General features: G+C 40.1%; 26 protein-coding genes and 2 pseudogenes. 18 read left to right on the top strand and 10 right to left on the bottom strand.

Features of this window, described 5'->3' with window-relative positions:
• Positions 1–744: a metal ABC transporter ATP-binding protein gene (locus MH215_RS22545; RefSeq protein ID WP_481857479.1), complete on the bottom strand. Its 744-nt coding sequence runs from the start codon at positions 742–744 to the stop codon at positions 1–3.
• Between the two features lie 300 nt (positions 745–1,044).
• On the opposite strand from MH215_RS22545, the gene MH215_RS22540 reads away from it, so the two are divergent.
• From MH215_RS22540 to MH215_RS22530, 3 genes are all read left to right on the top strand, one after another.
• Positions 1,045–1,590: a hypothetical protein gene (locus MH215_RS22540; RefSeq protein WP_239293415.1), complete on the top strand. Its 546-nt coding sequence runs from the start codon at positions 1,045–1,047 to the stop codon at positions 1,588–1,590.
• A gap of 171 nt (positions 1,591–1,761) precedes the next feature.
• Complete coding sequence (locus MH215_RS22535; protein WP_239293414.1) at positions 1,762–2,064, top strand: PadR family transcriptional regulator; 303 nt, start codon at positions 1,762–1,764, stop codon at positions 2,062–2,064.
• Position 2,065: 1 nt separating this feature from the next.
• A complete protein-coding gene (locus tag MH215_RS22530; RefSeq protein WP_239293413.1) occupies positions 2,066–2,638 on the top strand; it encodes a DUF2812 domain-containing protein in 573 nt (190 codons plus the stop codon).
• A gap of 125 nt (positions 2,639–2,763) precedes the next feature.
• Here MH215_RS22530 and MH215_RS22525 read toward each other — a convergent pair whose 3' ends face one another.
• The 5 genes from MH215_RS22525 to MH215_RS22505 all read right to left on the bottom strand — a co-directional run bounded on the left by MH215_RS22525 (position 2,764) and on the right by MH215_RS22505 (position 6,650).
• A complete protein-coding gene (locus MH215_RS22525; RefSeq protein WP_239293412.1) occupies positions 2,764–3,240 on the bottom strand; it encodes a DinB family protein in 477 nt (158 codons plus the stop codon).
• Positions 3,241–3,411: 171 nt separating this feature from the next.
• Positions 3,412–3,993 (bottom strand): TetR/AcrR family transcriptional regulator, encoded by a 582-nt coding sequence (locus MH215_RS22520; RefSeq protein WP_239293411.1) that lies wholly within the window; start codon positions 3,991–3,993, stop codon positions 3,412–3,414.
• Positions 3,990–4,451, bottom strand: coding sequence for a nuclear transport factor 2 family protein (locus MH215_RS22515; RefSeq protein WP_239293410.1), 462 nt, complete (start codon positions 4,449–4,451; stop codon positions 3,990–3,992). The genes MH215_RS22520 and MH215_RS22515 overlap by 4 nt, the downstream gene beginning before the upstream one ends.
• 305 nt (positions 4,452–4,756) lie before the next feature.
• Entirely contained in the window at positions 4,757–5,593 is an 837-nt protein-coding gene (locus MH215_RS22510) for an alpha/beta fold hydrolase (RefSeq protein ID WP_239293409.1), read from the bottom strand.
• A 175-nt stretch (positions 5,594–5,768) separates the two neighbouring features.
• The gene (locus MH215_RS22505) at positions 5,769–6,650 is read right to left on the bottom strand and encodes an SDR family NAD(P)-dependent oxidoreductase (protein ID WP_239293408.1); all 882 of its coding nucleotides are present in this window, start codon (positions 6,648–6,650) and stop codon (positions 5,769–5,771) included.
• 178 nt (positions 6,651–6,828) lie between these two features.
• Here MH215_RS22505 and MH215_RS22500 point away from each other — a divergent pair, with 178 nt between their 5' ends.
• Positions 6,829–7,248 (top strand): MerR family transcriptional regulator, encoded by a 420-nt coding sequence (locus MH215_RS22500; protein WP_239293407.1) that lies wholly within the window; start codon positions 6,829–6,831, stop codon positions 7,246–7,248.
• A gap of 146 nt (positions 7,249–7,394) precedes the next feature.
• Here the strand turns inward: MH215_RS22500 and MH215_RS22495 are convergent, their stop codons facing one another.
• Together MH215_RS22495 and MH215_RS22490 are read right to left on the bottom strand one after the other, a co-directional pair.
• Positions 7,395–8,366, bottom strand: a complete 972-nt coding sequence (locus tag MH215_RS22495; RefSeq protein WP_239293406.1) for an aldo/keto reductase — start codon at positions 8,364–8,366, stop codon at positions 7,395–7,397.
• Between the two features lie 38 nt (positions 8,367–8,404).
• Complete coding sequence (locus MH215_RS22490; RefSeq protein ID WP_239293405.1) at positions 8,405–8,812, bottom strand: MerR family transcriptional regulator; 408 nt, start codon at positions 8,810–8,812, stop codon at positions 8,405–8,407.
• A gap of 187 nt (positions 8,813–8,999) precedes the next feature.
• On the opposite strand from MH215_RS22490, the pseudogene MH215_RS29355 reads away from it, so the two are divergent.
• The 14 genes and pseudogenes from MH215_RS29355 to MH215_RS22425 all read left to right on the top strand — a co-directional run.
• A pseudogene (locus tag MH215_RS29355) lies at positions 9,000–9,241 on the top strand (alpha/beta hydrolase); the annotation flags it as partial.
• 170 nt (positions 9,242–9,411) lie between these two features.
• Entirely contained in the window at positions 9,412–9,549 is a 138-nt protein-coding gene (locus MH215_RS22485; protein WP_239293404.1) for a paeninodin family lasso peptide, read from the top strand.
• 259 nt (positions 9,550–9,808) lie between these two features.
• Positions 9,809–10,726 (top strand): ABC transporter permease, encoded by a 918-nt coding sequence (locus MH215_RS22480; RefSeq protein ID WP_239293403.1) that lies wholly within the window; start codon positions 9,809–9,811, stop codon positions 10,724–10,726.
• Positions 10,727–10,743: 17 nt separating this feature from the next.
• Positions 10,744–11,676, top strand: coding sequence for a carbohydrate ABC transporter permease (locus MH215_RS22475; RefSeq protein WP_239293402.1), 933 nt, complete (start codon positions 10,744–10,746; stop codon positions 11,674–11,676).
• 131 nt (positions 11,677–11,807) lie between these two features.
• Positions 11,808–12,734, top strand: a complete 927-nt coding sequence (locus tag MH215_RS22470; protein ID WP_239293401.1) for a response regulator — start codon at positions 11,808–11,810, stop codon at positions 12,732–12,734.
• A 131-nt stretch (positions 12,735–12,865) separates the two neighbouring features.
• Complete coding sequence (locus MH215_RS22465; RefSeq protein ID WP_239293400.1) at positions 12,866–13,396, top strand: helix-turn-helix transcriptional regulator; 531 nt, start codon at positions 12,866–12,868, stop codon at positions 13,394–13,396.
• Positions 13,393–15,195 (top strand): sensor histidine kinase, encoded by a 1,803-nt coding sequence (locus MH215_RS22460; protein ID WP_239293399.1) that lies wholly within the window; start codon positions 13,393–13,395, stop codon positions 15,193–15,195. The genes MH215_RS22465 and MH215_RS22460 overlap by 4 nt, the downstream gene beginning before the upstream one ends.
• Before the next feature lie 40 nt (positions 15,196–15,235).
• Positions 15,236–16,852: an ABC transporter substrate-binding protein gene (locus MH215_RS22455; protein ID WP_239293398.1), complete on the top strand. Its 1,617-nt coding sequence runs from the start codon at positions 15,236–15,238 to the stop codon at positions 16,850–16,852.
• A gap of 253 nt (positions 16,853–17,105) precedes the next feature.
• A complete protein-coding gene (locus MH215_RS22450) occupies positions 17,106–18,638 on the top strand; it encodes an extracellular solute-binding protein (RefSeq protein ID WP_239293397.1) in 1,533 nt (510 codons plus the stop codon).
• A gap of 31 nt (positions 18,639–18,669) precedes the next feature.
• Entirely contained in the window at positions 18,670–20,112 is a 1,443-nt protein-coding gene (locus tag MH215_RS22445) for a glycosyl hydrolase 53 family protein (RefSeq protein WP_239293396.1), read from the top strand.
• Between the two features lie 105 nt (positions 20,113–20,217).
• Complete coding sequence (locus tag MH215_RS22440) at positions 20,218–21,171, top strand: glycoside hydrolase family 43 protein (protein ID WP_239293395.1); 954 nt, start codon at positions 20,218–20,220, stop codon at positions 21,169–21,171.
• Positions 21,172–21,684: 513 nt separating this feature from the next.
• Complete coding sequence (locus MH215_RS22435; RefSeq protein ID WP_239293394.1) at positions 21,685–22,875, top strand: glycine C-acetyltransferase; 1,191 nt, start codon at positions 21,685–21,687, stop codon at positions 22,873–22,875.
• Between the two features lie 37 nt (positions 22,876–22,912).
• Entirely contained in the window at positions 22,913–23,908 is a 996-nt protein-coding gene (locus MH215_RS22430) for an L-threonine 3-dehydrogenase (RefSeq protein ID WP_239293393.1), read from the top strand.
• Positions 23,909–24,035: 127 nt separating this feature from the next.
• Positions 24,036–24,128 (top strand): annotated as a pseudogene (locus tag MH215_RS22425) (helix-turn-helix domain-containing protein); the annotation flags it as partial.
• Between the two features lie 92 nt (positions 24,129–24,220).
• Here MH215_RS22425 and MH215_RS22420 read toward each other — a convergent pair.
• Together MH215_RS22420 and MH215_RS22415 are read right to left on the bottom strand one after the other, a co-directional pair.
• Complete coding sequence (locus MH215_RS22420; protein WP_239293392.1) at positions 24,221–24,748, bottom strand: cupin domain-containing protein; 528 nt, start codon at positions 24,746–24,748, stop codon at positions 24,221–24,223.
• 666 nt (positions 24,749–25,414) lie between these two features.
• Entirely contained in the window at positions 25,415–25,768 is a 354-nt protein-coding gene (locus MH215_RS22415; protein ID WP_481857474.1) for an N-acetyltransferase family protein, read from the bottom strand.
• Positions 25,769–25,773 lie beyond the last annotated feature (5 nt).

Below are 25,773 nucleotides of genomic sequence, written 5' to 3'. Positions count from 1 at the left end.
TCAATCATTCTGACCATCTCCCAACCCTCGAATTTGAATCGTGCCCAGAGAAGACCCGTAAGCGGATTGTATATTTTCCGTAGTAAAGGTACTGGACACATCTCCAAAAGCAATCAATTTTTTGTTGAGAATGATGACCTTGTCAAAGTATTCTTCAACCTCATGTAAATCATGGTGAACAATCAATATGGTTTTTCCTTGTTCCCGGAGTTGTTTCAGAAGATTCACAATGATCTTCTCGCTAACAAGGTCAATGCCTACGAAGGGCTCATCCAGGAAGAAAATATCTGCCTGCTGAGCGAGTGCCCTTGCAATAAATACTCGCTGAAGCTGCCCCCCAGACAAATTACTAATTTGTTTATTCGCTAGATCCGTGATGTCTACCAAGCTCATGCAGTGATCCACGTGTGCTTTTTCTTTCTTTCCAGGTCTACGGAACAATTTTAGTTTAGGGTAAGTTCCGGTCAAAACGGTGTCCCGTACCGTGATGGGAAAAGTTAAATCCACTTCGCTTTTTTGAGGTACGTATGCGATGTTTTTTCTGTTTTGGGCAATTGCGGTTCCATTGACTAGAATGTTTCCCGTACGTTTTTTTATAATACCCAGTAGAGATTTGATAAACGTTGATTTCCCCGCACCATTAGGTCCAATGATACCAATGGTGTATCCCAGCGGGATATCCATATTTACATCTTGAAGCGCTGGATTACCGAAGTAATCTACGTTAAGCTGACTAATTTGTATCACTGTTCTTCGCCCCTTCATAACCTTCGCCTATAGCAAACTATATTTCCTTTATATAAAAAACATTCCTTAATGCTAGTTTGTTTCCTTAGGGAAACTTTATTTCCCTAATCAATATATGATCAAGTTAGGCTTTTGTCAACAGTAAGAAGTACGTTTACAATAAAAAAAGAAATAATAGATATTGGAGAGCCGTCATTTATTAAGAAGCGGAAAGCTGAGAAATAGAAGGAGAAAGAGATCGACATGAAGAAGTGGGTAAGATGATTCGGAAAATAAAGCATAAATAAGGGGGAGCAAATGAATAAAAAGTGGATTGTTATGATTGTGATACTAATTATAGGAGCGAGTACTTTTGCATATATAACATCAACCACGAACAGCACAAAGGTCAAAACTAAGGAGGCGCAAGCTCCTTCAGAAAAAACAAAAGATTCGATGGACTACAACGCCATAGGAGATCTTCCCAAAACTCTTTCTTATAAACGCCTGTTAGCAGCTGCAGATGAATGGTATGTTGCTCCACATGGGCCAATTAATCCAGATGATGCTGGTAAGGTTGCTGCCAATGAATTCCCTGAAATTCAACCTCAATCTTTAACTGAATTATTGGTTGAAATGGCTGCAATGTATCGAGGAGAGACACCGTTTACTCAGGCACGTATCGTTTCTTTTAAGTATTTTTCTAGTGTTGAGCCGATATCAAGTGAGATTGAAAAATACGGATCATTGCCAATTCCAGACATAAGCGATGCAGATAACCAGGATGTTCGTGTAGCGGATATAGAAAATGCATATACAAGTTTCAAAGCATATGTGAATAACGTCAAGGGTACTAAATCATGAGACTAACAGGGTGATGAAAACAAAGCCTGTTGGGAGACAACAATAAATTCCTGGTAAAGTCACTATTGCAGTGGCTTTTTTTATTTTATCCTTATGGTTGACTATTCAGTTGAACTGTATTATATTATGTTCAGTTGAACTATATAGTCGAACTGAATAGAGGGTGCAGATATGAAGCATAAGTTATTACCGCTGTCTGAAACGATGCATTACATCCTATTAGCATTACGACAACCTCTCCATGGTTATGCCGTAATGCAGAAGATAGAAGAAACAAGTCAAGGTACTGTGATTTTAGCAGCCGGCACATTGTATGGTGCAATTGAAAATTTGAATAAACACGGTTGGATTGAATCTGTAGGAGAATCAGGTCGGAGAAAAGTTTACATGATCACCGCAGAAGGAAGAGCCATTCTGAAGATGGAACAAAACAGACTGCTTCATATATTATCTTTATACGAAGGAAGTGAGTAAAATGAAAAGATTCAAGTTGTTTTTTGATATTGAGAAAGAGGAGCAATGGTTGAACAATTATTCTCAAAAAGGGTATCGTTGTACAAAAATTAGCAGTCTAGGGATATACACTTTCGAGAAAACAGACAAAAGATATGTGATGAGACTTGACTATCAAGATAATTTATCAAAGGACAAGTTAAATGACTACAAAGGAATATATGAAGACTTCGGTTGGTCTTACATAACGGGCTCCCGACTTGCTGGTATTCGATATTGGCAAAAAGAAGATGATGGGCTGAATGAGATTTTCTCGGATCGCCAATCCAAGCGCAATTATTATAAAAGAGCGATGGGGTATTCATCTGGTTTAGGTATAGTATTATTGACATTTTGTTATATGCTTTACAAGGATTCCGGAATATTTCTAGCTGAAGGTCTTTGGAACATGCAAGGTTCATTATTTTGGAAGGCAATACTATTCGAAACACCATTTGTCCTTCTGAGGTCGATTCCCGCGCTCATGCTTGTATTCTATATCGCCAGTTATTATAACGCATATCGAAAGTACACCCAGTTAAAGGGACTAAGCTAAGCAGTAAATAATCCAAAAAAAGCAGCCGACGAAACTCTGATTCGCTGCTTTTTTTGTGTGTTCAAATGCTTGTTAATAGTTTGCGATCAAGCCGTTCGATATCGCTGAAATTACCAATGTGTTGCTTAGTTCGATTGAAAAGTTATGCTCTTGATATTTTTAATTGTAGCAAAATGCATTGCTTCATGATATATCAGAAAACCAAGTAACTGTTCTACCTTTGTAAAGGTAAGTCCTGTTGACGACTTGTAATGAGGATTGATTTCTTCACTCAACTTGCTCGAAAGTAACAATTCAACTCTTTTAATTTGTTCAGTTAGCAAGTCGATTATTTGAGACATCGTTGGAGGCTCTATATTCCAGTCAGACGGTTTCGTTCCTGGATCAAACAACTTGTTAAAATTAGCCGGATATTTGGTTTCTTCCCCAGCAAGTTGGAAAGCGAACTTCTCATGTATAACATACATGTGACCCAGATTCCATTTTATATTATTTTTCAAACCTGTTGGAATTATTTCAGCGGCAGAGTCACTAATGCTCTCCACATAATTAACTGCCTGACGGCGAACAAATCTCAATTGATCTATGACATAATTACTCATGGTTTTGAACCCCCTACAAATTGGAATTAAATCGGTTAATTTTTCGTGACTGGCGAGATAAAGTTAGATTAACAGTTCATGATCATTCTTTTAAAAAAACAAGTGATTAGAATCACTTGTTTTTTTGGTGGAGAATCTTTCTCACCAGTGTTTCTGAAGAACATTCTCATTTCAGTGGGCAGAGTTGTTTTCTGAAACATAAGTTGAGACTCGTTTTGATAGATTTGCCAGCGTACGTTCAAAAAAGGATTCATCATGAAGTGCTCTACTCAGGACTAATCCTCCCTGAATACCAGCAATCGTTTCCTCTGAAATTTGGTCGGCAGTCTCTTTGGAGATGCCCGCTCGAACTAGTGCCGCGCTGAAGGCTTCAATCCATCTTACAAAATATTGCCGAATCACAGCAGCGAATCGATCTCTTGTTTCGTCCAAAGCGAATGCACCAATAAGGCATATACGCTGACCAGATTTAAAATAAGTATCGACCTCTTGCCACATATGATCAATGGCTGCCCGGGGCTCATTCTTTTCGAGCGGTTCATAAATGTTCTTGATAAACCACTGATCAATATGAGCAAGAATTTCAGCAGCCATCTCATCTTTTCCGCCCGGAAAGAAATAATATAAGCTTCCTTTGGATAGACGCGTACGGGCTGTAATTTTACTCAAGGACGCACCTTCATAACCTAATTCACGAAATACCTCGGTAACGAGAGGGATGACATCAGATTTTTCAAAAACAGTGCGAGTCATAGGCCTAACTCACTTAGGCTTGGATGGTCAGCGGGACGTGTACCGAGAGGCCAATGGAACTTCCGTTCCTCTTCCTTAATCGGCATGTCATTAATCGAAGCAAATCTACGTTGCATTAAGCCGTCATCGGCGAATTCCCAATTCTCGTTCCCGTACGATCTGAACCAATTGCCACTATCATCACGCCATTCATATGCGAATCTAACGGCAATACGGTTATCCGTAAATGACCAAAGCTCCTTAATGAGGCGGTAGTCCAATTCTTTAGCCCATTTTCTAGTTAATAAAGCAACAATTGCTGGGCGGCCAGTTATAAATTCGCTCCGATTTCTCCAATAACAATCCTCAGTGTACACAAGGGAGACACGCTGAGGGTCTCGGCTATTCCAGCTGTCTTCTGCCATACGTGTTTTTTGAATTGCTGTCTCAAGAGTGAATGGGGGAGTTAAATTATTCATTACATTTTCCTCGCTCTCTGTACTGTTTGTATCAGTATAAACCGATCGGTTTATAAATGCAAGTTACTGTCCGATTTCGATACCCATCTGGAATCGATTCAGATTTATAATGTACCAAGTAGCCATCAATGTTATGCATCGTAGCTTTTTTTGTGTGTTACCAATGCGCAAGAGGGTGTTCGTTCTTCATATACATATCCTATAAAATCATGAAAAAGCAGGACATCCTCCTCCATAGGAGGCGCTCTGCTTTTTCACTTAGTTTGTTCTTCTTGCTAAAATCATCAGTCGAATTCAGTTTCAGTTTAACCTTGAAAAAATTCGATCAATGCCGCATTAAATTGTTCAGAATGCGTCGCATTAAATCCGTGTGGTCCACCTTCGACAACGACGAGACGGCTGCCAGGGATAGATTCATGAGTACGTTGTCCACTCACTTCCAAAGGCACGATGGCATCGGAATCGCCATGGATAACCAGTGTAGGAATGTTGAATTTCTCCAGATCCTGACGGAAATCAGTAAGGGCAAAGGCAGCGATACAATCTAGTGTGCCTTTAGGTGAAGCCAGCGCTGCAATATCACGGTTATAGATACGGAATGGTTCGCTTACAAGGTCTGTACGGTCTCCAGCAGCAAAAAAGTTGCTAGTAAAACCGTCCAGGAATGCTAGACGATCCGTTTTTACCCCGTTTTGGAATTCTGCAATCGTTGCATCATCCAATCCTCCTTGGGGATTGTCTTCAGTTATATAGAGATAGGGAGGAACCGCTCCCGCAAATACGGCTTTAGATACGCGTTCTGTTCCATAGGTTCCCACGTAACGTGCAACTTCCCCGCCACCCATGGAGAATCCGACTAATGTGGCATCATGCAGATCAAGGTGCAAAATCAATTTATGCAAATCCGAGGCAAAGGTATCATAGTCATAACCATCCCAAGGTTGAGAAGACTGACCGAATCCACGACGGTCATATGTGATAACACGATAACCCGCTTGAATCAGGGCTGGAACTTGCTTCTCCCAGGATCGTCCACTCAAAGGCCAGCCATGAATCAGAATAATTGGTTTTCCCGCACCATGATCTTCATAATACAGTTCAATTGGTTGTTCATTCTCTGTACCTACATTTACTTTGGCCATGATAAATACCTCCATTAGTTGTTATATTTTTGTATACACAAGTTATTTGGCTCAGAAACATGAAGGGGGATTGTTCATTTATCGCCTCACTTCCTGTACTGTTTGTATTATTATAAACCGATCGGTTTATAATTGCAAGTGCATATTTTAGTGCGGGTACTCCATTAGTTAACATTCACTTATGATTTGAGATATGTGTGGCTACAGGATAATAACCGTAATCATGTTCGTAAATTTCATTGACCCTTTTCAGGACATTCTTCGCTTGATCTTTGAATTTTAATTCCGTAATCTTACCTTTTATCAATAACACGCCGCTTTCATTCTGGTGTTGCCCCAGAGCAGCTTCATAAAGCCTGCTGGCACCGTGGGTCGGAGGAGAAAAAAATAACTTCATTAATGGGAGAACCAACAAAGGTAATCCAGATCTGTTTTCTTTCCTTAGTGTGTTGGTACCACCAGGGTCAACGCTACGAATCTTGATATTCTCCTGGGCAAGTTGTGGTGCAATGGCTTGGGTCCACAGCGAAAGTGCTAACTTAGACGTGGCATAAGGACCGATGAGCTTGCGAAAGACTTTAGGATGCTCAAGGTTTTCAATAGTGAATTTTCTTGTGAATTTAATCGCTTCCGATGAGGTGTTGATCACCGTTTTGAAGTGCCCTTTTTTTATAAGTTCCTTTAATTCCATCAGAATAATGTACGGAACGACAGTCATTAGCTCGTAATGAATTTCACGTCCTTGTTTGGAATAGCTCAGTGTGGGAAAAGAGCCTCCGGCGTTATTGAACAAAATATCAATCCGCTGCTCATTGCTTTTTATTTCTCCAATCAGTCGCATTAAGCTGGAATAGTCAGATAGATCCTTCGTTTTATAAATGCGTAGCCTACCCGTGTGCATTGCTTCTTGGATTAGTGTGTCGTCCGCTGGGAAGTCTGAGCGAATGATCGCAATCACTTGCCAGTCTTCCAATAGAAATTTACGGGTTAAGGCTAATCCGATTCCTGCGCTTGCCCCCGATATAGCAGCAATATTTTCAGTGTGGCTTTTATTCATAGTGTGTTTCCTCCTCATATAGAGCAAATGCCTAACGAGGCATACTATATAACTTGGAGTAGACTCCAAGTCAAGACGGAGAAATTAAAAAAAATTCCAAAGAGTCAGAGAGTTGACTTGGAGCCAGCATCAAGATGTATAATGCGAAATAAACCCAATCGTTACGGAAGGGGATCGGATGAAGAAAGTTCAGACTTATACGATAAAACAAATTGCCACGCATACGGGCATATCTGAAGATACGATTCGATACTATGAAAAGATTTCACTACTTCCCCGGGCTGAACGAAAGGGTAACGGGCATCGCGTTTACGGACAGGAAGATATTGATATGATTAGTCTGTTAACTTGTCTGAAAAAAACGGGAATGTCGCTGGATGAAATACGTCCATTTCTAGGGGTCTCCTCCGATGCTGATCCCGCAGAATATCCTGAGTTAGTGGAACTCTTCAAAAGCCACCGGGAAAATATTATGGCGCAAATCATATCTCTGCAACAGGTCGTTGATCTTATTGACATGAAGTTAGAAAAGGGAAGATATCGACGCGATTGGACGACTGAAGCGAAAGACAATATCTCCGAAATTATATCTAAGTAGCTAAACCTTTCATATGATTAGGCGCTGCATAAATCATGTCCAGGACAAAAACATACGAAAACTACAGCTTAATGATCAAAAGAAAGCAGCTAATCAATGGATCAGCTGCTTTTGTTTAATCTATGATGGATGTCGTATCAGTGCAATCATCGGTTAAGCTTAGACATTTCTTCTTCCATGTAACGTGTACCATGAACCCCGTGTTTTGGACTAACCTCTTCAATACGAGCCAAGTCTTCAGCACTAAGCGTAATATCGGCAGAAGCTGCATTTTCCTCTAAGTAACTGATCCGTTTGGTTCCAGGGATTGGAAGCGCACCGTTAGCTAGCGTCCATGCTATAGCTAACTGCGATGGCGTGCAGTTTTTTTCCTGAGCAATTTCCTTAATTTGATCTACAATTTCAATGTTTTTTTGAAAATTGACGTCTTGGAAACGTGGCATATATCTCCGCATATCATGAGGGTGAAGATCTTCAAACTTGCGAAGCTCACCCGAAATAAAACCTCGGCTTAGTGGGCTGTAAGCCACATGGGTAATATTTAATTCTTTTACCGTAGGCAGGATTTCATCCTCAATGTCCCGGCTCCATAGAGAATATTCGCTTTGCAACGCAGAGATCGGGTGTACTGCATGCGCACGGCGTATCGTGGAAGCAGAAGCTTCAGAGAGACCCAGATACCGAACTTTTCCTTCCTTCACCAGATCGGACATAGCCCCGACAGTCTCCTCAATAGGAACATTAGGATCAACACGATGTTGGTAATAGAGATCGATATAATTTACTCCCAACCGCTTCAAGCTTTCTTCAGCTGCTTTTTTTACATAATCAGGGTGGCCATTAATCTCTTCATAATTTGGCGTATAGGAGAATTTAGTAGCAATAATAGCCAGATCCCGCCGGTCATAAATTGCCTTGCCCAAGAGTTCTTCATTGTGTCCATTTCCATAGACATCTGCTGTATCGATTAATGTAACGCCTAACTCCAAAGCGCGATGTATGGTCATAATGGACTGTGTATCATCGGTTTTCCCATACATTCCAGGAGACATCCCCATAATTCCGAGTCCAATGTTAGATACGTTCAAATCACTGTTGCCTAGCTTTCTTTGATGCATATGCTAATCCCTCGCTAACATTTTAATTGGTATATTGTTCACCTTGGTTCCATTTGACTTAACATGTTACTCTCTGATTGGAGCTCACCTTTTTCAATGCTCTCATAAATAGACAATTTATTGTTAACCGCATCAATGGCTTCTGCAAGTTCGCGTTGACGTCTAAACAAATCTTCTTTGTAATGGTTGAGGATCATTTTTCGTTCTGGAATCGTTGAGTCACCGTCCAACGCAAGATTGACCATCTGTTTCATCAATGAAATCTTCATTCCCGTTGCCCGGAAACAAGTCATCAAGTTAATCCAATCCAGGTGTTCTTGCTCAAACAAGCGATTGCCATATTGATCCCGTTTGATATAAGGAAGTAATCCCTCCTTTTCGTAATAACGAATGGTATGTGCGGGGCAACCTAGCCGTTCAGAAGCTTCTTTTATCGTAAAAGCCATGATTTACATTCCTCCTTGGTTCAATATTGTCGGTAGGTGCAACTGTATGATATGGCTTAATGTGCACTTTAAGGCAAGGATTATTTTGAGCCAACTTAAATAATTAAAATGCTTTTATAATCACAATGAGAGACTTCACGTACAAGACAAAGGTAAAGAAAGAGCAAAATCAGTTGTTATCTCGTATATGGAGAAATTCATAAAACTTATGGATGAAACCAAAATAAAAGTTGGTCTAGTTGGAAATCCAGATTATAAGACAATTATGTTACAAGTGGAAAAGATTGCAAAGCACGAATCCAGAAAATCTTACACCTGATAACATTGTAAAAGACTTGATATTAATCGCTGATGAAATTGAACATAAATAAATCCAGCTATTATGGTTACTCGTGGATGGCTTTAGATGGCTTACAGTTAGCAATAAGACGTACCAACAAGTTTTTAATGATCGAAAAATTCAACATCAATTATTATTCCAAAGGGGATGAAATAGGTTGTTTGCTTAGATACGTATTGTGTCATATAATTTTAATTAAGATACATAACGTATCTTGAAAAGTTTGTATGCACAAGTAATAGAAAGGAGGGAACGACCGATGGAAGCGAAAAAAGCGCCTTGGCAGGCACCTGAATTAGAGGTGCTGGATGTGCAGCAAACGAATGCTGGCCTTGGATACAGGCAAATTGATTGGGTCTCCGAACATGATGCAGAACTATATGATCCAGCGTCCTGATAATGATACTTAAGAGATATAACAGCCTTCAATGTACTTACTAGATCATTCTTCAGTTGAAAATCGTATTCTTGCTCAAAAGGTCGCCTGTCGGCGGCTTTTTTTGATGCTCAGACAATTGTTTTCCCCACTAACCGCTCCTAAAAGCAGCTTTGAATGATATAAGATTTTCAAAGAAGAACGGAGTTCTACCATATATAAATGTATACGCTTCCAACTTATAATGAGGTCAGATTAGAAACTTATAAGGAGGAGCAACATGAAAAAAGGCTTCTGGGGAGATGTGGTACAATATCGAACGCTTTTGCTAATGTTATTGCCAGCCGTGATATTTTTCTTTGTTTTTGCTTATATTCCGATGGCAGGTATTGTGCTTGCATTCAAACAATTTAATTACAGTGGGGGCATATTCGGCAGTCCTTGGAACGGACTTGATAATTTTCGTTTCTTCTTCCAGTCAGGCGATGCGTGGACAGTAACGCGAAATACAGCATTATATAATTTGGCCTTTATTATAGTTAATAACGTATTTCAGATTATGATGGCTATTTTGCTTTTTGAGGTCGCCAATAAATGGTTTAGGAAAATCTTTCAAACCATGATGTTTTTGCCCTACTTTATTTCTTGGGTAGTTGTAGGGGCAATTGCGTACAATCTATTTAACTTTGAATATGGAACACTCAATGTTGTGTTGAAATTCTTTGGTCTTAATCCGATTGATGTTTATAACACAGCTTCTTACTGGCCTATTATTCTTATATTAGTATCTGCTTGGAAGGCTGTTGGTTATGGAACCATTATGTACTTGGCAGCGATCACAAGTATTGACAGTGAGATGTATGAAGCGGCTGAGATTGATGGAGCTAATATTTTTCAACGTATCTGGCGCATTACGATACCTAACCTTTTTCCAACAGTTATTATTCTCGTATTGCTCGCGATCGGTAACATATTCCGTGGGGATTTCGGGATGTTCTACAACATGGTCGGAAATAACGGTCTCTTGTTCTCGTCTACTGATGTAATCGACACATTTGTATTCCGATCCCTAATCACGTCCAATGATATTGGGATGTCTTCAGCAGCAGGATTCTATCAATCTGTATTGGGATTAATCACTATTCTTTTAGCTAACTATGCTGTTCGCAAATACGACAAGGATCGCGCATTATTCTGAGAAAGGAACGATATTCCATGAGTACACAAGTTGAGAAAACATCTACTTCAAGTTCTCCTAGTCATCGTAAGATGAGAGGCGACAAACTAATCATGAATCTGATTGGTTACATGCTGCTTACGATAATTTCGCTTTTTTGCCTGTTTCCGTTCGTTTTAATTTTATCGTCTTCGTTTGCTTCGGAACAAAGTATTGTTGAAAATGGATTTCAAATACTTCCAACCTCTTTCTCTACAGAAGCTTACCGTATACTATTCGAGTATCCCGCTCAGATGCTGAATGCATATGCAATTACAATTATTGTTACGGTTCTCGGTACTGTCTTTGGATTATTACTTACATCAATGACGGCGTATGTACTAGCCCGAAAGGATTTTAAATGGAGAAATAAATTTTCGTTTTTGTTTTTCTTCACAACACTATTCAGCGGGGGATTGGTTCCTTGGTACTTGCTAATTGTCAATTATCTGAATCTTAAAGATACACTTCTTGTGTTGATTCTCCCCATGCTTCTGAACGTGTTCTATATCATTGTCATGAAGTCCTTTATGGGTGGTATTCCGGAGGCAATTACTGAATCTGCCAAAATCGACGGAGCGGGTGATTTCTTGATCTACTTCAGGCTCATTATTCCACTATCCAAGCCCGCATTGGCAACGATCGGACTCTTTATCGCTCTAGGCTACTGGAATGATTGGTATTATTCGCTGTTGTTTATATCAGACGAACGTTTAATGCCGCTTCAATATTACCTTTATAATATGCTTGGTAACATGGAAGGTATGCGCCAGGCCATGATTTCTTCTGGAGCCGTTGTGAGTGTGCAGATCCCTTCCGAAAGTCTTAAAATGGCTATGACCATTGTAGCGACCGGGCCGATATTGTTTGCATATCCGTTCATTCAGCGATATTTCGTACAAGGTCTTACATTAGGTGCGGTAAAAGGATAAAATTTAAAAAAGTAACGTGTACTTATTTGAAAGTCATAGGTACCGTTTAATCGAGGAGGCTCCAAGTCTCCTCTTTGCTATTCTAGAGTAAATGAAGCAACAGCACTCATTCAGGGGGAACAAATATGAGATTGTTGATTATTGAAGATGAATTTCGCACAAGAGAAGTGCTAGAGCGTCATTTCAAAGCTTCAAAGATCGGCTTGACTGACATACGCACAGCTCCCAATGGCCTAACCGGGCTAGATATAGCAAAGGAATGGAAGCCTGATATTCTTCTATGTGATGTTCGCATGCCAAGAATGGATGGAATTCAGTTCGCTTCGTCTTATCGGGAAATAGGAGGGGAGGGACAACTTATTTTTCTTAGTGGTTATTCGGATAAGGCGTATTTGAAATCCGCGATCAAAACACGTGCGCTAAATTATATCGAAAAGCCAATTAATCTGAAAGAAGTCCAAGACGCTGTTATGGCAGCCGTACGTTTGGTTACAGCCGAAGAAGAAAAACGTAAAATTTCTGTAGATTGGCAACAGCATCATGACACTCACTGGTCTCTCGCGGTTCTACGTCAAGAGATGGTTCGCAAGTTAATTGTAGAGCCGGATTCTCAACATGTACAGCTCGCTTTGAAAAGTAAAGATACATTCTTACTCAGATACAATAATTCTTTTACGGTCATCACAGCAGCCCTTTATTGGGGCTCTTCTAAATATCCTGAAGACATATCCAAAATGCAACAAGAAGTGCTGTACCAGTTGATAACGCGCCCTTTGCTTCCACAGCACGAAGGGATATGCGGATTTACTTCTAGTCAATGGCTAGTTATTATTTTACCTGGTGCATTCGGATCAAGTTTCCAAGAGGGCAGAGAAAAGATTGAAGATATGATTACTGAACTATCGGAAGTTTTGGATCCTACTATTTCTTTTCAAGTTGGAATTAGTGAGCCAGTGAGGCTGCTATCCGATATTCCGCTCGCTTATCAACGAGCAATGAAAGCCTGCAATTCACTCTTTTATAATGAAGGAAAGAACTTTTTTTCGCAGATTTGTTAGGGGAATCAGTCACTTTTTCAATTGAACGGCATGAACTCCAACAGTTCCGAGAGGATTTACGTAAAGAGAACATTGATGCTGCTAAAAAGCAATTATTTCAACTGACTGAACGAGCCAAAAGATCCTGTGATTTGAATATTGCACATGTCAAAGACGTCTACTTCCAATATCTTATGATTATTCTTGAGATGGCTATTCAGTACGGACTCAAGGAGATCGACGGGGATGGAGAACGTAGATATATATGGAAAGAATTCGATGGCATTATGAATCTTCAAATCTTAGAATCCTACGTACTGTCTTTTCTCGAGCTCTTTCAGGATAGCTCTGGTGAGGATCAGGTTAAAATTCGGGAGATTATTCGTTACATTCACAATCATTTTTCTGATAAAGGCTTCACCATCAAAACAATTGCTGAATATATCGGCTTTAACGAAACGTACTTATCTGTATATTTCAAAAAGCAGCGAGGTCAAACCATCAAGGAATATATCAATGAAGTTAGAACTGAACAAGCCAAAATCCTTCTTTCCAACGCTGACATGAAATTGCATGAAGTTGCTGTAAATCTTGGATTCACTGACGCCAATTATTTTGCAACGTTTTTCAAGAAAACGACAGGATGCACACCGACTGAGTTTCGGGAGAAATGTGTTAGATGAGGGGTAAACGTAAAGTTTTATGGAGCCTTCATTATAAAATGGCTTTGATGATCTTGGTTGTATTCAGCATCCCATTTCTCATTCTTCTGACGATAAACTTGCATCAGATTAGGATTGAGAGTGAGAAGCAGGCATTGTTTTCTGCAGAGAAAGTGTTAGATGAAACGAAGGATTATATTGCGTTTAAGACACGATCCATTACGGAAATTTTGAATTTGATCGCTTTTAATGATACTGTTCAGGCTTCGTTGATTGCAGATTCCTCTAGATATGAGGATATTAATCTCTGGTATCAGGATGCCAATGCTCTAAGCAATGCGATGAATCAGTTTCGATTTAACTCGGATATACAAACCTTTCAGTTATATATGGAGTCAGGTCTCGCCGGTCAGCCAGGCAACTTTGATTATCTGAAAATGGAGGAGCTTGAGAAATTAGACTGGTTTAAGCCATTTTTATCCTCATCTGATGCATTTGACTGGTTACCAACGAGATCATTCAATTATGATGTAGATAACCAAGGTATCTCTGTTATTCGTAAAATTCCTGCTATGCACAATATTCAGACGATTAGTGGAATCATTAAAGTTCGGCTCTATGCAGATGCGTTTCGCTCCGTTCTGGATCATGCGCTACTTACACCGAATTCTTCTGTAATCCTGTTTAACGAACGACTCGAGAGTCTCGGGTCTTCAATCACAAGTCAACTAAACGAGAAAGACTTTATGAATGTGATAAGCAATCATCGGGAGGAATGGCTTTCTTACCCAAACAATTATCAAGATGAACACTTCATAATAAATGATAACCGAATGTTTCTTGGCCTTCGTTCCATCCCTTTAACAAATATGAAGATCGCGCTAATCGTACCCTACTCAGATATTCTGTCAGCCAGTAATAAGGCACGTGATCAAATGATCAAGTTATATCTGTTGGCGATACCATTAGTATTTCTATTATCTTATATCGCCGCAGGTACAATGACCAAGCGAATTCGCAAACTGACACATCTCGTTCGTAAGATGAAGAGTGGAGACTTCAAAGTTGCGGATCTTCCAGTGAATGGGGATGAGATTGGGGAGTTGACTGAAAATTTTAACTTAATGGTTAAGAACATTTCTCATCTGATGGATGAGACTTATCTATTGGGGCGAGAAGTGAAGAATAAAGAATTGATGGCGCTACAAGCTCAGATTAATCCTCATTTTCTGTATAATACATTGGATCTAATTAACATAATGGCTCTAACAAACAATCCGAATGAGATTACAGAGCTGGTTCAGAGAATGGCTACTTTTTATAAGCTGAGTTTATCGAATGGAAAAGAAAAGGTCACATTAGAAAACGAGCTGCGCCATATCGAGGCATATGCAGCTATACAGAATATGCGATTTGGAGACAAAATTAAGCTTGCTATTCGAGTTTCTAGCGATTTCTTTCCTTATGAAGTGCCAAAAATCATGTTGCAACCTTTAGTAGAGAATGCCATTATTCATGGACTTTTGGAAAATGAGAGTGGTTCAGGTACGATTGAAATCTCAGCGTACATTGAGGTACAAGACTTGATCATTATTGTGGAAGATGACGGTGTTGGAATGGCATCTTCTGAAACTGAAAGTTTACTTCATGGTACTCGTAGCAAAAATACGGGAGGATTTGGTTTGAGAAACATTCAGGAACGAATTCAATTAATGTATGGCCAGAAATATGGGATGGTCTTCGTCAGCCAGCCTTATCAAGGGATGAAAGTTATTTTGCGGCTACCACTCATTTTGACTGAAGATGATGCGCATAATTAAATGCGTACCTTCATGTAACGCCGTATGAGATGGAGGGAAGATGAAACTTAAGAAAAATAAAATATTCCTGTGGTTCGTTAGTATGATGGCAGTCATAGTCATCTTTGTCTATGTTCTTGAACGCAATTCTGAAAAAGGAATGGCTACAGAGTTAACTGAATCACAGCCTACGGAACATACAGTAAACACAAGCAAAAAAAATGATGTAGTCACATTAAATATGTATTTGATTGGTGAAGCTCCACAAGGATTCCCCGAAGTTTTGGAAACATTGAACAACAGATTAATGGACGATCTGAATACCATGCTTAACATTCAATATATTCGTTGGGAGGAACTGAATTTAAAGTATCCAGCAATTCTTGCCTCAGGGGATGTGGATATCATCTATGCCTCGTCATGGAGTTATTATGCACAGCAAGTATCGAGGGGAGCCTTCTTGTCAATTACGGAACACATGATCGAACAGTTCTTGCCCAGACACCATGACCAACTAAACCCCAAGGCATGGGATGCTGCAAAGATTAAAGGCAACATATATATGGTTCCAACCTCTACTCCGGATGTGACAACAGGAGTGACTGTAATTCGTCAAGATTTGAGAGAAAAATATGGAATTTCTCGCATTCGTCGAGTGTCTGAACTCGAACCTTATCTTGAAGCCATAAAAAAGCATGAGGCGAACATGATTCCAATGAACTTGGATAGTCAATATGATCTCTCAACACCATACTATAATATTGTCCGAGATAAAATTGCATATCCTGGTGCACCTATGGATTCAGGAATTACCTATGCACAAGGCATGACTTACGATTATCAGGATCCATCTGGTGCCATCTATTCCATGTTGGAAGAACCGTATTTGAGCGCGCAGAAGTATGCAGCCGGAATCATGAAAAAATGGCGAGATAAAGGTTATATGAATGATAATCCTTATGCAAATCAAGTTCGTTCAAAAGATAACTTTTGCGAAGGTAGAAGTGCTGTCGCCTTTGGCAATTCAAATGATATTGAGTCTACGCTAGAACAATGCGAGTTAAAGGGGATTAAAGCAGAAATAATACCAACGATAGATGCTAAAGGAAATGCTCCAGCATCCTCTTGGTTGGTAAATGGACTAGCCGTTTCTTCAAGTTCCAAACATCCAGAGAAATCATTGCAAGTCATTGATCTATTAATGGAAGAACCGGAGTATGTCTACTTGGCATACTTCGGACTAGAAGGTAAGAATTATGTCATTACGGATGACAACAAAATTGCATTACCTGAAGGAGTAACAACTGAAACCAATACGTATCCGATGGATAAATCCGGATTCTGGTTTGTTAACAAGAGTCTGTTCTTGCCACGGAATTCATGGCCCGATATTTATATACAGCATTTAAATGAAATCAAAAAGATATTAATTCCCTCAACCTATGCTGGTTTCAGCTTTAATTCGGAGGCTGTAGAACCTGAATTAACAGCGATTGTAGAGATTTCGGAGCAATATGCAAGACCTATATATATCGGTGCCGTTGAAGATGTTGATCAGGCGTTTGACCTTCTTAGCGATAAACTTCACGCTGTTGGACTGGAAAAGGTAAAAAAAGAAGTTGAAAAGCAAGCGAACCAATATCTATTAAACAAAAATACATCTATGAAAAGTCATTAAATAAAACCTAATCAAAGTAAGTTGTATGACAATCTGTTCTCACAGCGCTCTTGGCACCCGTCCAAGGACGCTTTTTCTTTGTAATTTAACCTGAGTCTGATATACATAAGATATTCAAAGATAATCAGAGGATTATCAGATTGTTCGGAAAACGCTTACATCTTATGATTGATTTGTACTTTCGAATAGGGATAATATTCTTCACTTCAATGTTTATCCCAAAACACTTGATTTCAGGGGAGGCAACAGAAACATGATATTAACAAGAAAATACTTAGTCATGATTTCGGCAATAGCATTATTGCTTACAGTCGTACTAAGTGGCTGCTCGTCAGGAGGCAACAAAGAATCCTCATTAAGCCCTGCTGTAGGCGATGACTCTTCTACACCCGTGCAATTAAAAATGATTATGTTAGGACCAAAACCTGTTGATTATGAAAAGGTTTATACTGAACTAAATCAAAAGTTGAAAGAAAAAATCAACACAACCGTCAGTGTTGAGTTCTTGGATTGGTCAGACTGGGCACAGAAGTATCCCCTTAAATTTGCTGCTAATGAGGATTTTGACTTAATTTATACAGCGAACTGGGCTTTCTATACCAATCAGGCTACGATGGGCGGTTTTTTGGAATTAACAGATGAGATGCTGCAAAAGTATGCACCTCAGACATGGGAAAACATGCCTAAAGTTAGCTGGAATCAGGCAAAAGTTGAGGGCAAACTCTATATGGTTCCCAACAATCATGTGGAAGTGACCGATGGATTCACCTTGATTCGCGAAGATCTCCGGAAAAAGAACAACTTACCGGAAGTTAATAGTTTAGATACGCTTGCAATTTATTTAAAAACGATTGCTAAGAATGAGCAAGGAATTATTCCCTTTAATGCTTCTGCCAACGGTGGTATGTGGAATTTATGGGATAATCAGACCTTGTTACAAAAAAACAATTGGCGTCTTATTGATCCTGGATTACCTCTTGCGTTTAAACTAGATGACTTGAGCGGAAAGTTATTTAATGTCGCAGAAACGCCTGAATATAAAGAAATTCTCGAGTACTATAAGGATCTAGCGGACAACGGAGCTTGGCCGAGAAATATTGTGAATAATAAAAATGATGGATGGCAGGAAATGAAGGCTGGAAAAGTAGCGGCAGGTAATCACAACGTATTGACATTAGGTGCACAGATCGCTGAAGCGAAACAAGAGAATAGAGATATGGAGTTCAAGATTGTTGATATTACACCAAACAGCAAGGTGAATGCAGCAATCTCTACACAAAATGGAACAGCTATTCATTCTACGTCAAAAAATCCTGAACGTGCATTGATGTTCAATGATTTATTACAAAATGATAAGGAAATTCATGACCTTGCCATGTACGGTATTGCTGGAGAGCATTATATTCCTGAGGGTGAAGACAAATATTCGGCAGGGCCAAGATCCTCTCAATATCCTGGATACTCCGTATGGGGCTGGAACTCGCATCTTAATCGCGAGAATGTGAACACACCTCAAGAAGCCTTGGATATCATCGCGGCAAGTCAATCCAATTTATATCATTATCCGCTGGAAAGTTTCGTTTTAGTTGATACAAAGGTGAAAAATGAGATCGCAAATATCGGTAATGTGATGATGAGGTATAATCTCCCATTGGGGTATGGCATCATTAATGATTTGAATAAAGGACAGCAAGACTTGATTAATCAGCTTAAAGCAGCTGGAATTGACAAGGTTAAGGAAGAAATTCAGTCACAGATTGACAACTTTTTAGCAGGGAACTCCTAAGTTACAAAATAATAAAATTATAGGAGGAACTATGAAAAAAATCATGGCTAAGATTAGTGCAGTGACGTTAATTGTTGCATTGTTTTTCACTCTATTACAATCTAACTCAATTCATGCAGAAACAGAGGATCGTACGTTTGCTTATGGAGCAGATATTAGCATATTGCCATTACTTGAAGCACAAGGAGATAAATTCTTCTATAAAGATGGTACGGAAGGTGATCTGATTGATATTCTCCAAGAAGAATTCGGAATTAACGCTGTTCGCATTCGAACTTGGGTAAATCCAAACGATGTTGATCGTTATGCAGATCAAGAAGGGAGTATTGCATTAGCTAAGCGCGCGCATGCTAAAGGCATGGATATTATGATTGATTTTCATTATGGGGATACATGGAATAGTGTGGGACGTCAAGTAGCACCCGTTGCTTGGCAAAATCTAAGTTATGAAGATATGAAGACCACGTTGTACGATTATACGTTTAATTATATGACTGCACTAACAAATGAGGGTATTATTCCTAAATGGGTTCAGATCGGCAATGAAACAAACTCTGGTATCGTTGGATGGCAAGGTAGTCTCAGAAATCCAGTCCAGATGGTGGGGTTATTTAACGCAGGATATGATGCAGTGAAAGCGGTATCCCCATCAAGTGTTACCATGATACATCTAGCAGGCCCCCAACGGGATCTGGAATCTTTTCTTGACCCATTCTTCAATAATGGTGGAAAAACCGATTTAATAGGATTTTCATCTTACGCTGGTATTAATGATATTCAATTCGTAGGAGAGAGAGCTGAATATTTGCATAATAAGTACAATAAGCCAGTAATGATGGCTGAAGTGGGTGGAAGATGGGATCGAGGTACTCAAACCAAACGAACGATTGATAGTTGGATCAATTTGATGAAACGTATCGGGGGCAATGATTCCGGGGTGTTCTATTGGGCTCCAGAAACTTTACCTCCAGGGCCAGAAGGCGGCTATGATATGGGAGCAAGAGATACCAATGGACAGTGGACACCAGCTATGGACGCGTTTCGGGATGCAAGCGGAGCTGGCCGTGAAATCAAGCGAATTGAATCGTATAATTTTCCTGGAAGGTTTCTAAGACACGCGAACTTCCAAGCACGAATTGATCAAAATGTGTCACCTCTAGACGATTCAAAATTCAAGATTGTACCAGGGCTCGCAGGTGGGGGAACGATTTCATTTGAATCAACCAATTTCCCCGGGTATTACTTAAAGCATAGTAATTATAAACTTGTGTTAGTACAATCAGATGGGACGACTGCGTTTAACCGCGATGCTTCGTTCATGAGAGTTCCTGGACTTGCTGATCCAGCTCTTGCTTCATACCAATCTTACAATGTTCCAGATCGATATCTAAGGCATTCCAACTATCAATTGAGAATTGATTCTATTAACGATACAACTTCAAAGGCAGATGCAACATTTAGAGAAGTTCAGTAAAAGGTTTATCCCAAATAAACACAATTTATACTAAAAAATCAGCGTCTGTTATAGGCGCTGATTTTGTGTCATGTGTAATGAATAGAATTTGAAGGAGGAAGGAACATGAGTTCAAATTTATCATTGTATGGTTATGTTTTTGCTCATTTTATTGGGGATCAGGAAGATGGTGAGCAGGTTTATTTTGCTTTGAGCAAAGATGGCCTGCACTGGCAAGACCTGAATCAAAACCAACCTGTTCTCCGCTCGGATATAGGGGAAAAAGGGGGTCGTGATCCTTTTTTACTTCGTGGCGTCGATCACAACTTGTTTTATTTAATAGCTACTGATCTTAGTATCTATCATCGCGGTGGTTGGGAAAGATCACAGCCAACTGTTAACGGGAGTCATGCGTTGCTGATTTGGGAGTCTACCGATCTGGTAAATTGGTCAGAACCTCGAAGTGTTGAAGTTGCACCTAGAGAGGCTGGCTGTGTTTGGGCACCCGAAGCCATCTATGATGAAGAAGAAGGGAATTATTTGGTGTTTTGGGCTTCCAGCACATTGTCGAAAGAAAAACAACCCCAAGGTATGCATATCTATGCCAGCAGGACGAAAGATTTCCGCACCTTTACACAGGCAGAACTTTATATTACGAGAGGTGAGCGGGGGACAATTATTGATACAAGTATTATAAGAGCAGATGATATGTACTATCGGGCATCTGGAGATGGACATATAACGATTGAATCCTGTAAGCGTTTAAATGGGGATTGGAAGCATATTGCTACACTTGATTCCTTAGGGCTTGGGTTGACTGGGAATGATGTGGAAGGGCCTGCGTTCTTTAAATTCAATAATGAGGAAAAGTGGGGGTTGTTTGTAGATCAATATAGTAGTAATGGCGGATATCTTCCTATTCTCACATCTCAGATTGATGATACCTCCGGGGCAAGTTGGCAGAAGCTTCATCCTGAACAATATTCATTTGGATCATTAAAGAAACGGCATGGGAGCATTTTGCCAATAACGAATAAAGAATATGATACTATTCTTGCACAATGGGGGAACGGTAAATGAAGTCTATTAGCAACAACATATAATAGATTTCTAAACGGGGAAACGATAACGTAATAAAACCAAGAAAGCAGCTGATCTAAGTGATCAGCTGCTTTTGCTCACTAACGGCCATGTTGCGTTACGATATACTTCCATTTTCATCTTGTAAGAGATGAGTAAATGTCGAGGGACAAGAACTTGTAAATAACTTGTTCCCATTACTGATTAGACAGATATCTAAGTGGTGAGGCGAGCATAACTTCGGCAAGCATTCCCATACGACTCATCTCATTGCGTTGGGCACGGTAGCGAATAGCAAAAGATATAAGCAAAAATTTAATAGCGATTGCTTCCGGGATGGGGGAATAATCACGATGTATATTTGCCTATTTTTTGGTTTTTTGTCCTCCATATGTGTACAAATAATAAAAAAAGTGCTACATTGAAATTAGTATAAACCCCTTTGTAACAAGGTTTTCTTGAAGAATAGAATGTCTCCTGTATGAGGACAAACTATATCGAGGAGGTAATCAAGTGTCAAGTCAAGTATTGAACCAATTTTTAAGTTCGAACATCGAAGATCTAAAGAATAAAGGGCTATATAACTTCATCGATACACTGCAGGGTGCAAATGGTCCTGTTATTCGTATGGACGGAAAGTCCCTAATCAATTTGTCTTCTAATAACTATTTGGGCTTGGCAACAGATTACCGCCTGATTGATGCTTCAGTTAAGGGGGCGCAGACATACGGGGCAGGGGCAGGGGCTGTAAGAACAATTAATGGTACGATGGAACTTCACATTGAGCTTGAAGAAAAACTGGCTCGTTTCAAAAAAACGGAAGCCGTTATCGTGTATCAATCGGGATTTAACTGTAATATGGCTGCTATATCCGCGGTAATGGATCAGCATGATGCGATTTTATCCGATGAGCTGAACCACGCTTCAATTATTGATGGCTGTCGCCTGTCGAGAGCCAAGGTGATTCGTTTTAAGCATTCGGATATGAATGATTTAAGACAGCAGGCGAAAAAGGCCAAGGAATCAGGTCAGTACCACAAAATTATGGTCATCACCGACGGGGTTTTCTCCATGGATGGTGATATAGCAAAGCTACCCGAAATCGTGAAAATAGCAGAAGAATTCGATCTAATTACTTATGTCGATGATGCCCACGGTTCGGGCGTTCTCGGAGCAGGAGCGGGAACCGTGAAACATTTTGATTTGTCCGACCGCATTGACTTTCAAATTGGTACTCTTTCCAAGGCGATCGGCGTTGTCGGTGGTTATGTGGCCGGTAAAAAACAATTAATCGAATGGTTGAAGCTGAGAAGCCGTCCGTTTCTGTTCTCGACATCTCTACCTCCGGCTGCAATCGCTTCTTGTAGCGCTTCTATCGACATTTTGATGAATGACAAAGAGCTGATTGATAAGCTGTGGGAGAATAGCAATCATTTGAAAGTTCGCTTGAGCCGGCTTGGATACGATGTAGGCCAAAGTGAAACTCCGATCACACCTTGTATTATTGGCGATGAAGTAACCACCCAACAGTTCAGCAAACGGCTCTATGAAGAAGGCGTTTATGCCAAGGCAATCGTATTTCCTACGGTTCCGAAAGGAACTGGAAGAATACGCAACATGCCGACAGCTGCCCATACTAAGGAGATGCTCGACCAGGTGATCTCTGTTTATGAGAAAGTTGGCAAGGAAATGAAGCTGATTTAGCTGCATCCGCGGGAGTACATTTCGGGAGGAATGTCTTATGAACAAGATCTTGGTAACCGGAGCACTAGGCCAAATCGGTTCTGAGTTAGTTGTTAAATTACGTGAAATTTATGGTGCGGATCACGTCGTTGCTACGGATCTCAGGTCATCAGCCCACGAAATTACCCGATCAGGGCCATTCGAGCTGCTGGACGTGACGAATGATAAGGCAATGTTTGAAATCGCCAAGCGGTATGAAGTTGATACCATCATCCATTTAGCTGCGCTGTTGTCGGCTACGGCAGAGGAGAAACCCCTGTTTGCCTGGAATTTGAATATGGGCGGATTGATGAATGCACTTGAAATATCCAGAGAGCTCGGTTGCCAATTGTTCACTCCAAGCTCCATTGGATCTTTTGGCCCAACGACTCCAAAATATAATACTCCGCAGGATACGATTCAGAGACCCAATACGATGTACGGCGTGAACAAAGTGTCCGGCGAACTGCTTTGTGATTATTATTTTCACAAGTACGGCCTGGATACTAGGGGGTTGCGATTCCCAGGTTTGATATCTTACATGACACCTCCCGGCGGAGGCACGACGGATTACGCGGTAGAAATTTATTACGCAGCCGTGACGTCTGGCCGGTATACATCTTATATTGCCAAAGACTCAAACATGGACATGATGTATATGCCGGATGCCCTGAACGCAATCATCGATTTAATGGAAGCGGATTCATTCCGGTTGATGCACCGAAACTCATTTAATGTCACCGCAATGAGCGTGGATCCGGAGGCGATCGCTGCAGCAATTCGGGAGGAGTCTCCCGGCTTTATCCTAGATTACGACGTTGATCCGAAGAGACAGGCGATAGCCGATAGCTGGCCGCATTCCATTGATGCGACGTCAGCAAAAACAGAATGGGGATTTCATGCCCGCTACGACTTGAAGGCCATGACGAAGGATATGCTTTCAAAGCTAAGCGAGAGACAAAGTAAAAATACAAATGAATCTGCATCAAGAGGAGGTTGGGCGTTACCTGGATAAAATGGAGGGAAGAACAACGTCAATCTTCAAATGGGGGATAATAACATTGTGTCATTTCGGGTAAGTAATTATTGGCGTACAGAAATGAGCATTATGCCTGGGGCTCTCGAACGGGAATTCACAACTGAAGATGTATGAAAGTAAAGAGTACAGTCTTGCTGAGATTCGTGAAGAAACAGGTATTAGCAAAACAACCCTGTATCGATACCTCGATAAGTAATTAAATTAAGAAATAGCCTGATTTTTCTCAACACGAATGAAGAGAAATCAGGCTTTTGAATTAAAATTTGTATTACATTAGAATACGATCAACTAACTTTCAGAAGACATGGCAATGGCTTTTGTTTCATGAACTGTCCCATAAGAATGCTCAGGCGGCGCATAGATCACATAAACTTTAAGTGGTATACTGCCTGTGTTGGTGATATTGTGCCATTTTCCTGCAGGCACCATAACAGCATAATCCTCACAGGCCATCGTTTGAAAATTCAATTTGTCTTTCTCGTCTCCCATTTGCACAAGTCCCTGACCTTCTTCAATCCGTATGAATTGATCGGTTGTCGGGTGGACTTCCAGACCGATATCTTCGCCAACACCGATACTCATCAGAGTCACTTGAAAATGCTCTCCTGTCCATAGAGTTGTACGATAATTTTGATTATACTTTGCGGCTTGATCCATATTGATTACAAGTGGTTGTTGTCCATAATCTCTTAATTTTATATTTCCGCCAGGGTGACTAAGGTTTACATTTTCATTGCAATACGGAGGGGTGAGGCCCTTCTGGATGTTAGGCATTGGATTATGCCATTGATTTTGATGAAATAATTTATGATACATACTCATTCTCCTTCTTTGGTGAAATGTCTACTTACACTCTATGCAGCTGCCTATATATAGATATCCAACATTTGCATAAATGGACTGGAGCCTATGACGTGGAACGTTTACATAGGGCTTTAGGCGTAAGAAAATGGATGGGGAAAGCAAAAGCGGAGAAGGTGGTGAAGACGAGCCAATGAAAGATATCCTGTACAAATACCTGTCATGATGGACTTCTCTTAGTAAGAAAGATCGCAAGCCATCGCAATCTTCAATTATCATAACCAGATAAGTCTTCCGAGTACACTTTTGTAAGCATAGAAGATTCGGTTATGGTAGTAGGCGGCCTAATAAGGAGGATTCTAAGCAAACAGGAATAGGTACAAGTTCTTATACTTCTCCGACAGAAAAAAACGTATTCAATGGCCACCTATTGCAGAAAAAATACACCAATTATAATTTAGAATATGCTAAAGATGACCAAATACTCCGTAGCAGCACTTATTATATAGTTTAATAAATAATCAATGTACATTAGCGGAGGGAATATGACGCAAAGGGCAAAAAGATAAGCGAAAAGGACAAGATCATTGTGTCATTGTACATATGATGATAAGATTCTTTGCCGGTTTCCTTAAGCTAACGGGCAGTTAGTTTAATGTATCGTTCGTGAACCATAGATACCTATAATAATTTTTCCATAGCCATCACATCTACAAAGTTTCCTTCCAGAAAGCCTTGATTTTGAAATACACCTACTTCTCGGTATCCAGCATTATGATATAGGCTCTGACCAAGCGTATTAAATGGAAAGGTGAAAAGAACAAACTTATGAAAGTTATTCTGCTTACCAATTTCCTCTAATTTCTGAAGTAACTGTTTTCCGACCCCTTTACCGCGATGATCACGATGAATATAAATGGAGAGGTCACCTACACCGTCATACGCGCTTCTAGCATTATATGGATTGATAGAAGCCCATCCGACCACTTGATCATTCTGTTTTTTTGGTGCACTAAACTTTATTATATTCGTCATTGCTT

This window comes from Paenibacillus sp. ACRSA (assembly GCF_022346845.1).
In the GTDB taxonomy this organism is placed as follows: domain Bacteria; phylum Bacillota; class Bacilli; order Paenibacillales; family Paenibacillaceae; genus Paenibacillus.
Note: the sequence above shows the minus strand (reverse complement) of the source record. Positions and strands in the feature narration are given on the sequence as shown.